This is a genomic window from Trabulsiella odontotermitis (assembly GCF_001188485.1).
GTDB classification, from domain to species: domain Bacteria; phylum Pseudomonadota; class Gammaproteobacteria; order Enterobacterales; family Enterobacteriaceae; genus Trabulsiella; species Trabulsiella odontotermitis_A.
Genome location: NZ_JNGH01000037.1, coordinates 54706 through 70143 on the forward strand (window position 1 = coordinate 54706; position 15438 = coordinate 70143).

Here is a 15438-nt window from a genome sequence, read left to right on the forward strand (position 1 = left end):
TCAGCCTCCTGTTATCACCTGATAACCCTGCTGTTCTGCTATTCGCCGCAGAGCATCGACCACTGCCACGTCTGGCGGCGACACCCCCGCCATCGCCCAGGTCTGCCCCAGCATGCGGTATTTGGATTCACCATACGAATGAAAAGGCAGCAGATGCAACTCTGTTAGTGCCAGCGGTTGCAGAAATCTCAGCACAGCTCGCACATTCGCCTCACTCAGCGTATAGCCGGGGATCAACGGCAAACGCGGGATCACCCGAATCCCTTCATTGACCAGCCGCTGAAAATTCTCCAGTACACGGGGGAGATGAATGCCCAGGCACCGTTCTGATTGTTCAGCANNTTCAACCGCTGCAACAGCCGTGTCGCAAAGGGAGCCTGCATGAGAACCTCGCCGCCCGACAGCGTAACGCCGCCATCGGAGGCGCGAAAAAAGACCTCATCTTTCATGACTTCACGAATCAGCGCATCAAGGGTGATGTCGCGACCAATATGCGCATAGGCCCCGGACGGACACGCATCAACGTCCCGCAAACAGGGAGAGCAGCTCAGGCATTGACTTTTACGCCGCACCGTTTCTCTTTTTGGCGAGATCGATTCCGGGTTAGCACACCACGGGCATCGGTGCGGGCAACCTTTGAAAAACACGATGGTACGAATCCCTCGCCCGTCATTGAGCGAGTAACGCTGAATGTTGTATATGCGCGCAATATCAGCCCCGACCTGCTCGTTACAGCTGATGTGCGGTGCGGCGAATGATGTCATCCTGAATTTCCTTCGACAGCTCGACAAAGAAAGCGCTGTAACCCGCCACGCGCACGACCAGCCCGGCAAAATCCTGCGGGCGACGCTGAGCCTCGCGCAGCGTCCCGGCATTCACCACGTTGAACTGAATGTGTTGTAATTTCAGCTGCGTAAAGGCGCGCAGAAAATCAGCGAGCTTATGTAATCCGGCCTCGCCTTCCAGCGTCGCAGGGGTAAACTTCACGTTAAGCAGGGTGCCGTTGGATAACAGATAGTTATCCAGTTTACTGACCGATTTCAGTACCGCTGTTGGCCCTTGCGCGTCCTGCCCCAACATGGGCGACAGTCCGCCATCGGCCAGTTGCTCCCCGGCGAAACGCCCGTCCGGCGTCGCGCCAACCACTGAGCCGAGGGGGATATGTGCTGAGACGGTATACGAACCAGGGGTGAAAAGCCCGCCGCGGGGATTACGGTATTTTTCGACCTCTTTACAGTAATAACGCAGCAAATCCGCGCTGATATTATCGACATCGTCAATATCATTACCGTATTTGTCAAAACGATGAATTAACCGGGCGCGAATTTTCTCCCCTTCGGGCGTGGCGAAATTAGCGTTGAGTACCGCCAGCAGTTCATCAAAACTTAAGCGCCGTTGCTCAAACACCATGCCCTTCAGGGCGTGCAGCGAATCGCTTAGATTGGCAATGCCAATACCCTGCACGCCAGAAAAGTTATAGCGTGCGCCCCCTTCCGTCAGTTCCTTACCTTGCAGGAGACAATCGCTGATAAACACAGAGAGCAGCGGCACCGGTGCCCATTCGCGATGGCCGATATCGCAGATATTGCTGCCTTCCACCATCAGGGCGATGTAATAGCTGATTTTGGCGCGGATCTTCTCAAGCAGACCGTCATAGGTGAGCGCGGCATTACCTTCATTTTCCTGCATCACAATTTCCATGACCTTCAGGAGATTGAACATCGCAATGTCATGCAGCCCGTAAGTTTTGCCGGGAATGGAAAGCTCCACGCAGCCAACGACGGCGTAGTCGCGCGCATCCTCCAGCGACACGCCACGATTCAGAAACGCGGGCACCACCACTTCGTCGTTAAAGATTTGCGGAATGCCAGTGCCCAGGCGTATGGTTTCGGCGGTCTTCAGCAGAAAAGGTCTGTCGATGAGTTCGTTGATTCGCACCCCAAGATTAGGCTGCGGCAACTGGACCTGTTGGTAGGCGTCCAGGCAGAGGAAGGAGAGCGTATTCACCGCGCTGCGGCCATTCTCCGTCAGGCCGCCCAACAATGCGGTATAACCTGTCGGGAACCCGGCAAAATAGCGGGCACTGCTGGTCGAACGCAGCAAGACCACGTCGTTGCATTTCACCCATAATGATTCGAGGATTTCCTGCAACTGCGCGGGGTCATCGCTCTGGTTCAGCGAGGCCTGATAAAAGGGCAGCATATACTGATCAAAGCGGCCCAGTGACAACGAACTGGCGTTGGATTCGTATTGCAAAATGACATTCATGTACCAGAACAGCTGACACGCCTGCCAGAAGGATTCTGGTTTATGCCGGGCGTTGTGCTGAGAATGGCTGGCAATGGTGAGCAGTTCCTGGCGCCGCTGTGCATCGCTACACTGCGCCGCCATGGTCTCCGCCAGCGCAGCGTAACGCAGAATATGCCGTGAAGAGGCCTCAAGCAGGAGTAGCGCAGCCGCATAAAAGACGTTTTCCGGCTCGCGCTGGCAAAGCCCCTGCATTTGCTGAATCAGCGCACCAAGCCCGTTATTCAGCAGGTGGGGGAAATCGATGATGATATGCCCCTGTCCTTTGTCGGTCTGATTAATGCTGAAGATCTGCGTGTTGACTGCCGCTTTCACCTCATCTGTCATCTGCGCATTGATGAAATCTTTCATTGAGCGCGTTTCCCAGTAGGGAAAAAGCACCTCACGGTAGATCTGCTTGTCTGCTTCGCCGATCGCAAAGCGATCCTGCGGACGCTCGGAAAAACTGTCCAGCTCGTTGAGCAACCAGTAGGGATCCATCTCGGGGGACATGATCCCCGCACGCGGTTTTACCGTGCGGTTACCGGCAATCAGTTCATCGTCACGAATCGCTATCGCTACGTTATCAAGAATATGCGCCGTCGCTTTCGCCCGCCGCAGGATAACCGGTTCGCCCTCCGTGAGTTTGTGGCTCTCGGTATACAGCAGCGCGCGCTCCAGCGATATTTCCCGGGGCTGAGCAAAGAGCGCGGCTTTCAGGCGTTGAATACGATTCGTCATGAGAACTCCTGTTTGACGTGGCGGTAAAGTCAGTCCCGCACCGCCGTGCGGGACCTGAAATCAAGCGGTTTGCGCCAGATGAGCGTCAATCTTGTTCATGATGGCATCGGCACGTTTCACCGCATCGCTGATGTTGACACGCACGATGGTCTTTCCCTGAAACCGCGCTTCAAATTTGATGCCGATATCTTTGGTTAATATGACGACATCCGCGGCGGCAACATCATCCGCCGTCAACTCGTTTTCGAGGCCGATTGAGCCCTGTGTTTCCACTTTTACCTGCCAGCCTTTGCGCTTTGCCGCGCTTTCCAGCGCTTCCGCTGCCATGTAAGTATGTGCAACGCCTGACGGACAGGCCGTTACCGCGATAATTCGGGTCATCCTCTTTTCCTCATTCAGTTAATTTCGAAATCCAGATCCAGGTCGTCTTCTTTTTCATCGGTCCCGGTTTTATTTTTTCTCGCCAGACTTTTCAGCAGGTTAATGGAAATTGCGGTGACGACCGCCCCCACTGCCACGGCAGCGATGTACCCGAGTTTTCCTTCTACAACCGGTAATACAATGAGCCCGCCCCATCCGGCATAGCATTGCGCACCGAAAAGCGCGGCGGTGACGGCACCGCAGGCCGAGCCGAGCATGATGGAGGGGATAACGCGCAGCGGATCGGCGGCGGCAAAGGGAATCGCCCCTTCTGTGACCCCCACGCAGCCCATGACCAGCGCCGCTTTACCTGCCTCACGCTCTTCGCCGCTGAAATTATGGCGATTGATTAAGGTCGCCAGGCCCAGCCCCAATGGCGGCACGCAGATCCCCACCGCCGCGATAGCCACGACGCTGTAAATCCCCTGCGCCACGCAAATGAGCATGAATGCGTAAGCCACTTTATTGACCGGCCCGCCCATATCGAACGCCAGCATCAACCCCATGATGATCGCCAGTACGACAATGCTTCCCTGTTGCAGCCCCTGCAGCCAGCCGGTCAGGCTGGCGGTCAACGCGCCGACCGGCTCACCAAGCCCCCACATCATGATGCCTGCGGTGAGGAAGGTACCGACAATAGGGATGACAAAGATGGGCATCACCGAACGCAACACCTTGTGTACCGGGATTTTTTTCAGGTAATAAACCACAATGCCGCCAATGATCCCGGCGATCAGCGCGCCGAAAAAACCGGCACCGAAGCTATTACCGACCCATGCGCCAATCGCACACGGTGCCAGTGCTGCTCGCTCGGCAATGGAGTAGCCAATGTAGGCGGCAAGGAACGGAACCATCAGCGTCAGGCCGGCGACGCCGATATCGAAGAGCTTTTTCAGGTTTGGATCGGTCGCGGCCTCCGGGACAGCGCCTTTTCCATAAAGCATGACGGAGATGGCCAGTAATATTCCCCCCGCTACGACGAAAGGAATCATGTGTGACACGCCGGTCATTAAGTGTTGCCGGGTATTTTTCAGGATGTGCACCAACTCGTTCATAAGTCGCTCCTGGGCATGCTTTGGCCCATATCCATAATGATGTTGTGGCAACAATAGGCAATCCGTCAGGGTGCAGACAGTGGACAAAAAGGCCATTTACTAGATTTTTGTAATATCTTGAGAAAAATGCGATCAGTTTCAAAAAGTGGGTTTTACGCGCGTGATCGCAAATAAATGCAATATGTGAGTGAAATCTCACTTTCCATGAGATATTACATTTATCCAGTTTTTGGCAGATTTGTCAGATGGCGGTCAATGCCTCATCCCCCCTATCCTGTCGGCAGTATTTTTTGCCTTCAGGAGAGTGGTTATGGCTCTGGTTGTGGAGTTTATCTGTACGTTACCCAATGGCGTTCATGCCCGCCCCGCCAGTCATGTGGAAACCCAGTGCAATCAGTTTGCGTCAGATATTGACTGGCATAATTTGCGCACCGACAGGCGCGGTAACGCGAAAAGCGCGCTCGCCCTGATTGGCACGGATACGTTAGTCGGAGATAGCTGCCGTTTACTCATCTCAGGCGCTGACGAACATAATGCGCATGCGCATTTGTCAGCGTGGCTGAACGAGACGTTTCCCCACTGCGATACACCGCTGGAACACGCCATTGGCGGCGAATGCCTGCCGATTCCGGAATCGCTTTCTCACCTGAACCCCACGCTGTTTCCGGCAACGTCCGTGTGCAGCGGGAGTGCTGGCGGTACGCTGAAACTCTTGTCTGCATTGGATCTGAATGCCCTCGGCGAGTTACCGGCCACGCGCGGCGTGGATGCTGAACAGCGCGCGCTGGATGACGGTCTCACCCGCCTTGCAAAAACGTTGAGCCTGCGCATGATGGAGAGCGACGACGCCAGCAGCGCCATTCTCGAAGCGCACCGCTCCTTTGCCACCGATACCGCGCTGCATGCGCATTTGCTGGCGGGCATTCATGACGGTTTAAGTTGCGCACAGGCGGTGATTCGTTCCGCCAGTCATTTTTGCGAGACATTTCTTCGCTCCAGCAGCCAGTATCTTCAGGAACGCACCCTTGATGTTCGCGACGTGTGTTACCAGTTGCTGCAGCAGATTTATGGCGAACAGCGCTTTCCTGCCCCCGGGCAGCTTACGGAACCCACGATTTGCCTGGCCGATGAGCTAACGCCGGGTCAGTTCCTGGAACTGGATAAAACACAGCTTAAAGGTCTGCTGCTAAAAAGCGGCGGAACAACATCGCATACCGTCATTCTGGCGCGCTCATTTAACATTCCGACGCTGGTCAACGTGGATATGCTCGCTCTCACACCCTGGTTGCATCAGCACGTCTACATTGATGGCAACGCGGCCGTGGTGGTGGTCAGCCCCAGTGACGCGGTGCATCGCTATTATCAGCAGGAAGAGAACGTCCGCGCACAGTTGCACCACCAGCAACGCCGCTGGCTCAGTCAGGAAGCGTGTACCGCAGACGGCATACGCATGGAAGTGGCGGCAAATATCGCCCATGCCGTGGAATCACAACCCGCCTTCAGCAATGGCGCTGAATCCGTAGGTCTTTTTCGCACGGAAATGCTGTATATGGATCGCCTTAGCGCGCCATCGGAAAACGAACTTTACCGTCAGTTTTGCCAGGCGCTGGATGCGGCAAAGGGTCGCAGCATTATTGTGCGCACCATGGATATCGGCGGTGATAAGCCAGTGGAATACCTTAACATTCCGGCAGAGAACAACCCGTTTCTGGGGTATCGCGCGGTGCGTATTTATCAGGAATATGCTGCGCTGTTTTCCACACAGCTACGGGCGATCCTTCGTGCTTCCGCCCACGGCAGCCTTAAGATCATGATCCCCATGATCTCCTCCATGGAAGAGATCTTGTGGATCAAAGAAAAACTCGCTGACGCCAAACAGCAATTGCACGACGAACGTATCCCGTTTGATGAATCCATCCCGCTGGGGATCATGCTTGAAGTCCCCTCCGTCATGTTCATCATTGACCAGTGCTGCGAAGAGATCGATTTCTTCAGCATAGGCAGCAACGATCTGACGCAGTATTTGCTGGCTGTTGACCGCGATAACGCCAAAGTCACCCGCCACTACAACAGTCTGAATCCTGCGTTTCTGCGGGCGCTTGATTACGCCGTGCAGGCCGTGCACCGGCACGGGAAATGGATTGGGTTGTGCGGCGAACTGGGCGCAAAAGGCTCTGTACTGCCGCTGCTGGTTGGTCTGGGGCTGGATGAAATTAGTATGGGTTCGCCAGCAATTCTGGCAACAAAAGCCCGCCTGGCGCAGCTCGACAGCGCTGCCTGTCGTCAGTTACTCCAACAGGCCATGGCGTGTCGCACTTCACTGGAGGTGGAGCATCTGCTGGCGCAGTTCCGCATGAGCCACGAAGACGCGCCGCTGATTACGCCTCAATGCATCTCACTGGATAACGACTGGCGCAGCAAGGAAGAGGTGATGAAAGGCATGACCGACAACCTGCTACTGGCCGGGCGTTGCCGCTATCCACGAAAACTTGAGGCAGACCTGTGGGCGCGCGAAGCGGTTTTTTCCACCGGACTGGGCTTCAGCTTTGCCATCCCACACAGCAAATCTGAGCACATTGAGCAATCCACAATCAGCGTTGCGCGGCTGAACGCACCGGTGCGCTGGGGCGACGAAGAGGCGCAATTTATCATTATGCTCACACTCAATAAACATGCGGCGGGCGATCAGCATATGCGTATTTTTTCACGTCTGGCGCGCCGCATTATGCATGATGACTTCCGCAATGCGCTGACCAGTGCCCACTCTGGCGAGGCGATCGCCGGCTTGCTGCAACGTGAACTCGAACTGTAACAAAAGGAAAGATCATGGAACTCTATCTCGATACCGCAAACGTCGCCGAGGTTGAACGCCTTGCCCGTATTTATCCGCTGGCCGGCGTGACCACCAACCCCAGCATTGTGGCCGCCAGTAAAGAACCGCTATGGGAACTGCTGCCCCGCCTGCAGAAAGCCGTCGGCGAAAACGGCACGCTGTTTGCCCAGACCATGAGCCGCGATGCCGCAGGCATGGTCGCCGAAGCCAAACGGCTAAATAACGCGGTACCCGGCATCATCGTGAAAATTCCGGTCACGGCGGAAGGGCTGGCGGCGATTAAATTGCTGAAACGCGAAGGGATCCCGACGCTCGGCACAGCGGTGTACAGCGCCGCGCAGGGGCTGCTGGCCGCGCTGGCCGGGGCGAAATACGTCGCACCCTACGTTAACCGTGTTGATGCCCAGGGCGGCAACGGTATTCAGATGGTGCAGGAGCTGCAAACGCTATTGGAGCTGCATGCCCCGCAAAGCAAGGTGCTGGCCGCCAGCTTCAAAACGCCGCGCCAGGCCCTCGACTGTTTACTGGCCGGATGTGAGGCGATCACCCTTCCCTTAGATGTAGCGCAACAAATGCTCGGTACGCCCGCGGTAGAGTCAGCAATTGAGAAATTTGAGCAGGACTGGAAAAACGCATTTGGCAATCTCAACCTTTAAGGAGTGAGTATGGACAGAATCATTCAGTCACCTGGCAAATATATTCAGGGCGCAGATGTACTTACCCGCCTTGGTGATTATCTCAAGCCCATGGCAGATCGTTGGCTGGTAGTGGGTGATAAGTTTGTTCTGGGCTTTGCCGAAGCCACGTTGCGCAACAGCCTGGAAGCGGCGGCGTTAGGTTGCGAAATCGCGCCGTTTGGCGGCGAATGTTCGCAAAACGAAATCGACCGTCTGCGTGACATCGCGAAACGTGCAGAATGCAGCGCCGTGCTGGGTATCGGCGGCGGCAAAACGCTGGATACCGCCAAAGCGCTGGCGCATTTTATGGGACTCCCCGTCGCGATTGCGCCGACCATTGCCTCTACGGACGCCCCGTGCAGCGCGCTGTCGGTGATCTACACCGATGCGGGCGAATTCGATCGCTATCTGATGCTACCGCACAATCCCAACCTGGTGATTGTCGATACCAAAATCGTGGCGGGTGCCCCTTCACGCCTGCTGGCGGCGGGTATTGGCGATGCGATGGCAACCTGGTTTGAAGCCCGTGCCTGTTCCCGCAGCGGCGCAACCACCATGGCGGGCGGCAAATGCACCCAGGCAGCGCTGGCCCTCGCGGAGCTGTGCTACAACACGCTGACTGAAGAAGCCGAGAAAGCGATGCTGGCGGCGGAAAAACACGTTGTCACCCCGGCGCTGGAACGCATTGTCGAGGCCAACACCTACCTCAGCGGCGTGGGCTTTGAAAGCGGCGGGCTGGCCGCAGCACATGCCATTCACAACGGTCTGACCGCCATCCCGGACGCTCACCATTATTATCACGGTGAAAAAGTCGCCTTCGGGACGTTGACGCAACTGGTGCTGGAAAACGCGCCGCAGGAGGAGCTGGAAACCGTCGCCGCGCTCTGTTACGCCGTCGGGTTGCCGATCACCCTGGCAGGGCTGGATATAGAAGAAGATATTCCGGCCAAAATGCGCATTGTGGCGGAAGCGGCGTGTGCGGAAGGCGAAACCATCCACAACATGCCGGGTGATGTAACAGCCGATCAGGTATATGCGGCGTTACTGGTTGCCGACCAGTTTGGTCAGCAATGTCTGCATAATTGGGAATAAGGTGGTGACGGTGTACGTGCTTGCGGCGCAGGCACGTACACGCGTGAATCAGACGCCCGGGCGAACGCCCAGCGTGTGGCAGATCGCGTAGCTCATTTCGGCGCGGTTCAGTGTATAGAAGTGGAAGTCCTTCACGCCTTCGCGGCTGAGGATTTTCACCATGTCCATGGCGATGTTGGCACCCACCAGCTTGCGGGTTTCCGCATCGTCGTCCAGACCTTCAAACATCGCATCCATCCATTTCGGCACGCGAACGTTGGTCATGGTGGCGAACTTCGTCAGCTGTTTGTAGTTACTGACCGGCAGGATCCCCGGCACGATTTCCACATCAATCCCGGTCGCCACGCAGCGGTCACGAAAACGCAGATAGCTTTCCACGTCGAAGAAAAACTGGGTGATCGCGCGGTTGGCACCCGCGTCGATTTTACGCTTCAGGTTGATGAGATCCGCCTGTGCGCTTTTCGCTTCCGGATGCACTTCCGGGTAAGCGGCGACGGAAATATCGAAATCACCGACCTCTTTCAGCAATTCGACCAGATCGGACGCGTACATGTCCGGCTTGCCGCTGCCGGGTGGCAGGTCGCCGCGCAGCGCCACGATGTGACGGATACCGTTGTTCCAGTAATCCCTCGCGATGGTACGCAGCTCGTCACGCGTGGCGTCGATACAGGTCAGATGCGGTGCCGCTTCAAGCCCGGTGCGCTCTTTAATGCCTTTAATGATGCTGTGCGTGCGGTCGCGCTCGCCGGAATTCGCGCCATAGGTAACGGAAACAAACTTAGGCTTCAGGCTGCTCAGGCGATCGATTGAGGCCCACAGGGTTTGCTCCATTTCACTGGTGCGCGGCGGAAAGAATTCAAACGAAACGTTAATCTGACCCTGGAGTTCGGCCAGACTCTGATTCAGGGCTTCCCGCTGGTTGGCGTGAAAAAAGCTCATACCTTACCTCATCAATCTTATGTCGTTATGTGTTGTGTTTCGAACTTCTATACGTTTAGACGTCCAGATGTAAAAATGACGGAAAAGCGGGATGCCGTCAACTGAAATATCACGATGAAGGGTGAGGAATATTCAGGCAAGGTGAAAAAAATTCATGATGCCCTCTCTGCTGAGAGGGCATGCGAAGGGAGGATTACAGCAGCTGCGCCAGGCGGTTGATATCGGACTGGATGGCACCGGCAGTGACGTCGCGCCCGGCGCCCGGCCCACGGATCACCAGCGGGTTATCGCGGTACCAGCGGCTTTCGATGGCAAACACGTTGTCGCACGGCAGCAGCGCCGCCAGCGGATGTTCAGCGCGAACCGCTTCAACCCCAACACGCGCTTTGCCGTTGGCGTCAAAACGCGCGACATAGCGCAGTACCAGCCCCAACTCCTGCGCGGCCTCCAGACGTTGCAGCATCTGCTCGTTGAGCTCATCGCCGTTCTCGAAGAAGTGATCGATTGACCCCTCTTCGCAATGTAGCGGCACCAGCGACTCGACACGCACCTGATCCGGTTCGATGTCGTAGCCCGCCTCACGCGCCAGGATCACCAGTTTACGCATCACGTCTTTCCCGGAAAGGTCGACGCGCGGATCCGGCTCGGTCAGTCCCTGTTGCCAGGCCTGATCGACCAGATCGGTAAACGGGACGGTGCCGTCAAACTGCAGGAACAGCCACGACAGCGTGCCGGAGAAAATACCGCTGATCGACAGGATCGCATCGCCGCTTTCACGCAAATCGCGCACGGTGTGGTTCACCGGCAAACCGGCACCAACGGTGGCGTTATACAGCCAGTGACGGCCTGTTTTTTCAAACGCGTCGTGGATCTGGCGGTATTTGTTGCTGGTGCTGGCCCCCGCCAGTTTATTGGCACTGATGACGTGGAAACCGTGGCTGGCGAAATCGAGATACTGATCGGCCAGTTGCTCGCTGGCGGTCACGTCCAGCACTACCAGATCGTCATACGGATGGGCGCGCATCCACAGGAACAGAGACTCTTCATCCTGTTCGATAGCTTCGTCATTGAAGAACGCCAGCGCGCGGCAGGCATCCAGCCCGTCGTAATTCAGCAGGCTGCGGCGGCTGTCCACCACGCCTGCCAGAACAAATTCAAACCCGGTGCGGGCCGAGAGCGTGCTCTGCTCGCGGGCAAACAGCTCCAGCCAGCGGGAACCGATATTGCCTTTGCCAAACAGCACCAGGCCAATGCGCTTCTCAGCACGAAACAGCGACTGATGCAGCCCCTGAATCAGGCTCTCCGTCGGGCCGGTACGCAGCAGCGCGACCAGACTGATGCCCTCTTCCGATTGCCAGGTGAACTCCACCGGCTGGGCTTTCNCAGTTTCAGGGCGCTGTCGACCACTTCTGAGGTGTAGCAAAACTGCAGCAGCTGGCGATCGGCATGAACCCCCACGGCCAGCGGACGCATCTGCGCGCGCTTGAGAATGACATCAATGTCTTTATGCGCCTGTTTGAAATCCTGGCTTGCCGGCACATGGAATTCAATCAGGCAAACGTCGTCATGGCTGGTGACAATACGCGCGCCGGTGCCGGAGGCCAGCACGCGTTCGATGCGCGTCGAGCCCTGATCCGGCGTGTAGCTACAGCGCAGTTGCAAGTCGATATCGCTGCCGGAAACCGGCTGCAGCGTACGCGCATGCAGCACCGGCGCCGCCAGACGCGCCAGTTCGCTGGCCTCGTCCAGACGCAACAGCGGCAGCAGGCAGGCATCTTTCACTTTGCGCGGGTCAGCGCTGTAGACCCCGGCGACGTCGCTCCAGATGGTGACGCGGGAAACGCCTGCCAGCGCGCCCACTTGCGTGGCGGAATAGTCGGAACCGTTACGGCCCAGCAGTACCGTTTCGCCCGCGTTATTGCGCGAGATAAACCCGGTTACCACCAGACGTTTGTTCGGATGCTGTGCCAGCAGCTGTTGCAGCAGCGGATAAGAGAGGCCTTCATCCACCTGCGGCTGCGCGGCGCGTTCAGCGCGCAGAAATTCACGCGCATCCAGCCAGACGGCATCCAGCCCCTGCTGGCGCAGAACGGCGGACATCAGACGCGCAGACCACACTTCACCGTGGCCGACCACTTCTGCGTACACCACGTCGGTCACACCACTGTCGAGCAGTGCCGCCAGGCGTTCGAGATCGTGAATAAACTCGCTAATCATGCCGTCGGCAATGTCGGCAGGAAGCAGACCGCTAATCAGTTCGGTCTGATAACGACGCAGCGCCTGCTGAACCTGATGCGCAGAGAGGCGATCGGTCTGGCTTAACTTCAGCCAGCTGATCAGCTGGTTGGTGGTGCTACCTGCGGCAGAGACAACCATCATGTCGCCCGGCATCGAATATTCCGTCATGATGCCCGCGACACGCAGGTAACACTTCACATCCGCCAGACTACTACCACCAAATTTGTGCAGCTGGCGACCCTTCGCCCCTGCCTGCGCAATCACACTCATGTTTACCCCTCTGCTGCGATCCGGAAGCCATTTTCCAGATCGGCAATTAAATCTTCACCGTCTTCAATACCTGTTGAGATGCGTAGCAACGTCTCAGAAATGCCTGCGGCAGCACGTGCTTCCGGCGCCATGCCCGCATGCGTCATGGTCGCAGCATGGGAGATCAGGCTTTCAACGCCGCCCAGCGATTCCGCCAGCGTAAACAGCGACAGGCCGCTCAGGAAACGGCGCAGCGTGTGCTCGTCGCCATCCAGTTCAAAACTTAGCATTGCGCCAAAGCCTTTTTGCTGACGCGCCGCAATCTCATGTCCCTGGTTTTCCGGCAGAGACGGATGATACAGCTTTTTCACCAGCGGTTGCTGCTTCAGATAATCAACAATCGCCTGCGCGTTGCGTTGAGCAACCTCCATACGCGGCGACAGCGTGCGTAATCCCCGTAATAACAGATAGCTGTCAAACGCGCCGCCGGTGACGCCAATATTATTGGCCCACCATGCCAGTTCAGTGACAACCTCCGGATCTTTCGCAATCACCACGCCCGCGACGACATCAGAATGACCGTTGAGGTATTTGGTGCAGGAGTGCAGTACCAGATCGGCACCCAGCGCCAGCGGATTCTGCAACGCCGGGCTTAAGAAAGTGTTATCCACCACGCTGATTGCCCCGGCTTCACGCGAAAGCCGACAGATTTTCTCAATATCTACGACGCGCAACAATGGGTTACTTGGACTTTCTACCAAAACCAGCTTCGGTTTTTCGGCCAGCGCCGCGTTCAGCGCCGCGTCATTACCCTGATCGACAAACAACACGCGATAGCATCCGCGCTTCGCCAGGCTGTCAAACAGACGGTAGCTGCCGCCGTAACAGTCGTGCGGCGCGACCAGCAGATCGCCAGGATTGAGATACACGGTGGTCACCAGGTGAATCGCCGACATACCGGTGTTGGTCAGCACGGCACCCGCGCCGCCTTCCAGTTCCGCCAGCGCACGCTGGACGACATCACGCGTCGGATTGCCACGGCGCGAGTAGTCATGGGCGCGCGGTTCATTAAAACCGGTGAAATTGTAGGTGCTGGAGAGATGAATCGGCGGGACAACGCAGCCATACTGCTCGTCGTCATTTAACCCGCTACGCACTGCGATGGTGGCCTGTTTACGCGTCATGTCTGGGCTTCCTGGCTTAATCGGTGAAGGTCAGGGCACAGAGTAACCACTGCCACATTAGACGTCAATACATCTGGACATCTAAATGTCTTTGCGTATAGATTGAGCAAACGACAAATAGCCGTTAAAATTATATGCATTAGCGCACATCTGCGGTGGCTTTCCCCGTGTCAGGGTTCTGCCACTACGGTAAACTACGCATGTTTATGGTCTGAGCGACAGCTTCTGGCCTTTTATTAATGACTGACAGGATTAAAGGTATCTCATGGCTGAATGGAGCGGCGAATATATCAGCCCATACGCTGAGCACGGTAAGAAGAGTGAGCAAGTAAAGAAAATTACGGTTTCCATTCCTCTGAAGGTGTTAAAAATCCTCACCGATGAACGTACCCGTCGTCAGGTGAACAATCTGCGTCACGCCACCAATAGCGAACTGCTGTGTGAAGCGTTCCTGCATGCGTTCACCGGCCAGCCGCTACCTGACGATGCTGACCTGCGTAAAGAGCGTAGCGATGAAATCCCGGAAGAAGCGAAAGTGATTATGCGCGAGCTGGGAATCGACCCTGAAACGTGGGAATACTGATACAGATACAAAAAAGGCGCCATCTGGCGCCTTTTTTCTCGGGTAACTTATTTGCTGCCCGGGATGCTGAAACGCTTGTTGAAGCGGTCAACACGACCACCGGTCGCAACGTCACGCTGCTTACCAGTGTAGAACGGGTGGCAGTTGCTGCACACGTCCAGGTTCAGATCGTGGCCCACGGTAGAATGGGTTTTGATCACATTACCGCAAGAACAGGTTGCAGTAATTTCTACGTAATTCGGGTGAATACCTTTTTTCATGGGAAACCTCAGTTAAGGCCGCGTCGCTCTTCCAGCCCCAACGCCGGACACCACGCGATGTTAGTGATAATGGTAGTTTAACGCGATTATTTCGCATTAAAGGCGGCGAATCATACAGAATTTAGCCAGCGGTTGCAAACTGATCCGCACCTCACCGTCATGTAATGTGTATACTAACGCGCCACTTTTCAAGTCAGGAAGATTCGATGCTCGTCGTTCACGTTGCCTTGCCCGTTCCGCTGCCCCGCACCTTTGATTATCTGCTGCCCGACAGCATGAGCGTCAAAGCCGGGTGCCGCGTACGCGTGCCGTTCGGCAAACAGGAGCGGATCGGCATCGTAGTATCGGTGAGCGACAAAAGCGAGCTGCCGCTTGATGAACTGAAAAATGTGGTCGAGGTGCTGGACGGCGAATCGGTCTTCACCGCTACCGTCTGGCGAATGCTGCTGTGGGCCGCAGACTATTATCACCACCCCATCGGTGACGTGCTTTTTCATGCGTTGCCCATTCTGCTGCGCCAGGGCAAACCCGCCAGTCATGCGCCGCTGTGGTACTGGTTCGCCACGGAACAGGGCCAGGCCATCGACATTCACAGCCTGAAGCGCTCCCCCAAACAGCAGCAGGCGCTGGCCGCGCTGCGGCAGGGAAAAATCTGGCGTCATCAGGTTGCTGAACTGGAATTTACTGACGCCACGCTGCAAACGCTAAGAACAAAAGGGCTGTGCGAGCTGGCGAGCGAAACGCCGCCGATGGCCGACTGGCGCAGCGACTACACGGTCGCGGGCGAACGCCTGCGGCTCAATACCGAACAGGCCACTGCGGTGGGCGCTATTCACAGCGCGTCGGATCGGTTTTCCGCCTGGTTGCTGGCGGGGGGCCCC

The 15438-nt window shown here is 56.6% G+C and carries 11 protein-coding genes and 2 pseudogenes; 5 read left to right on the forward strand and 8 right to left on the reverse strand.

Features of this window, described 5'->3' with window-relative positions; all coding sequences use genetic code 11:
- From GM30_RS02610 to GM30_RS02625, 4 genes and pseudogenes are all read right to left on the reverse strand, one after another.
- Nucleotides 1–764, reverse strand: a pseudogene (locus GM30_RS02610) (4Fe-4S cluster-binding domain-containing protein).
- On the reverse strand, nucleotides 730–3027 hold the full coding sequence (locus tag GM30_RS02615; protein ID WP_049847375.1) for a formate C-acetyltransferase: 2298 nt from the start codon (nucleotides 3025–3027) through the stop codon (nucleotides 730–732). The pseudogene GM30_RS02610 and the gene GM30_RS02615 overlap by 35 nt, the downstream one beginning before the upstream one ends.
- 60 nt (nucleotides 3028–3087) lie before the next feature.
- Nucleotides 3088–3408 carry a PTS fructose-like transporter subunit IIB gene (locus tag GM30_RS02620; RefSeq protein ID WP_049847376.1) on the reverse strand — a complete coding sequence of 107 codons (321 nt, stop codon included), beginning with the start codon at nucleotides 3406–3408 and terminating at the stop codon, nucleotides 3088–3090.
- 14 nt (nucleotides 3409–3422) lie between these two features.
- Entirely contained in the window at nucleotides 3423–4502 is a 1080-nt protein-coding gene (locus GM30_RS02625; protein WP_049847377.1) for a PTS fructose transporter subunit EIIC, read from the reverse strand.
- A gap of 310 nt (nucleotides 4503–4812) precedes the next feature.
- On the opposite strand from GM30_RS02625, the gene ptsP reads away from it, so the two are divergent.
- Genes ptsP through gldA form a run of 3 tightly spaced genes read left to right on the forward strand, consistent with a single transcriptional unit; the run spans nucleotide 4813 to nucleotide 9104 of the window.
- Nucleotides 4813–7314, forward strand: coding sequence for a phosphoenolpyruvate--protein phosphotransferase (gene ptsP, locus GM30_RS02630; RefSeq protein WP_049847378.1), 2502 nt, complete (start codon nucleotides 4813–4815; stop codon nucleotides 7312–7314).
- 14 nt (nucleotides 7315–7328) lie between these two features.
- Entirely contained in the window at nucleotides 7329–7991 is a 663-nt protein-coding gene (gene fsa, locus GM30_RS02635; protein ID WP_049847379.1) for a fructose-6-phosphate aldolase, read from the forward strand.
- 9 nt (nucleotides 7992–8000) lie between these two features.
- A complete protein-coding gene (gene gldA, locus GM30_RS02640) occupies nucleotides 8001–9104 on the forward strand; it encodes a bifunctional L-1,2-propanediol dehydrogenase/glycerol dehydrogenase (protein WP_049847380.1) in 1104 nt (367 codons plus the stop codon).
- 48 nt (nucleotides 9105–9152) lie between these two features.
- Here the strand turns inward: gldA and metF are convergent, their stop codons facing one another.
- The 3 genes and pseudogenes from metF to metB form a co-directional block, all read right to left on the reverse strand.
- Nucleotides 9153–10043: a methylenetetrahydrofolate reductase gene (gene metF / locus GM30_RS02645; protein WP_049847381.1), complete on the reverse strand. Its 891-nt coding sequence runs from the start codon at nucleotides 10041–10043 to the stop codon at nucleotides 9153–9155.
- A 193-nt stretch (nucleotides 10044–10236) separates the two neighbouring features.
- Nucleotides 10237–12551 (reverse strand): annotated as a pseudogene (locus GM30_RS02650) (bifunctional aspartate kinase/homoserine dehydrogenase II).
- A gap of 2 nt (nucleotides 12552–12553) precedes the next feature.
- Complete coding sequence (gene metB / locus GM30_RS02655) at nucleotides 12554–13714, reverse strand: cystathionine gamma-synthase (RefSeq protein WP_049847382.1); 1161 nt, start codon at nucleotides 13712–13714, stop codon at nucleotides 12554–12556.
- Nucleotides 13715–13979: 265 nt separating this feature from the next.
- Here metB and metJ point away from each other — a divergent pair, with 265 nt between their 5' ends.
- The gene (gene metJ, locus GM30_RS02660; protein WP_038160250.1) at nucleotides 13980–14297 is read left to right on the forward strand and encodes a met regulon transcriptional regulator MetJ; all 318 of its coding nucleotides are present in this window, start codon (nucleotides 13980–13982) and stop codon (nucleotides 14295–14297) included.
- 47 nt (nucleotides 14298–14344) lie between these two features.
- Here the strand turns inward: metJ and rpmE are convergent, their stop codons facing one another.
- Nucleotides 14345–14557 carry a 50S ribosomal protein L31 gene (gene rpmE, locus GM30_RS02665; RefSeq protein ID WP_049847383.1) on the reverse strand — a complete coding sequence of 71 codons (213 nt, stop codon included), beginning with the start codon at nucleotides 14555–14557 and terminating at the stop codon, nucleotides 14345–14347.
- A gap of 206 nt (nucleotides 14558–14763) precedes the next feature.
- Here rpmE and GM30_RS02670 point away from each other — a divergent pair.
- The coding region (locus GM30_RS02670) for a primosomal protein N' family DNA-binding protein (protein WP_476690429.1) at nucleotides 14764–15438 on the forward strand (675 nt) is incomplete at its 3' end.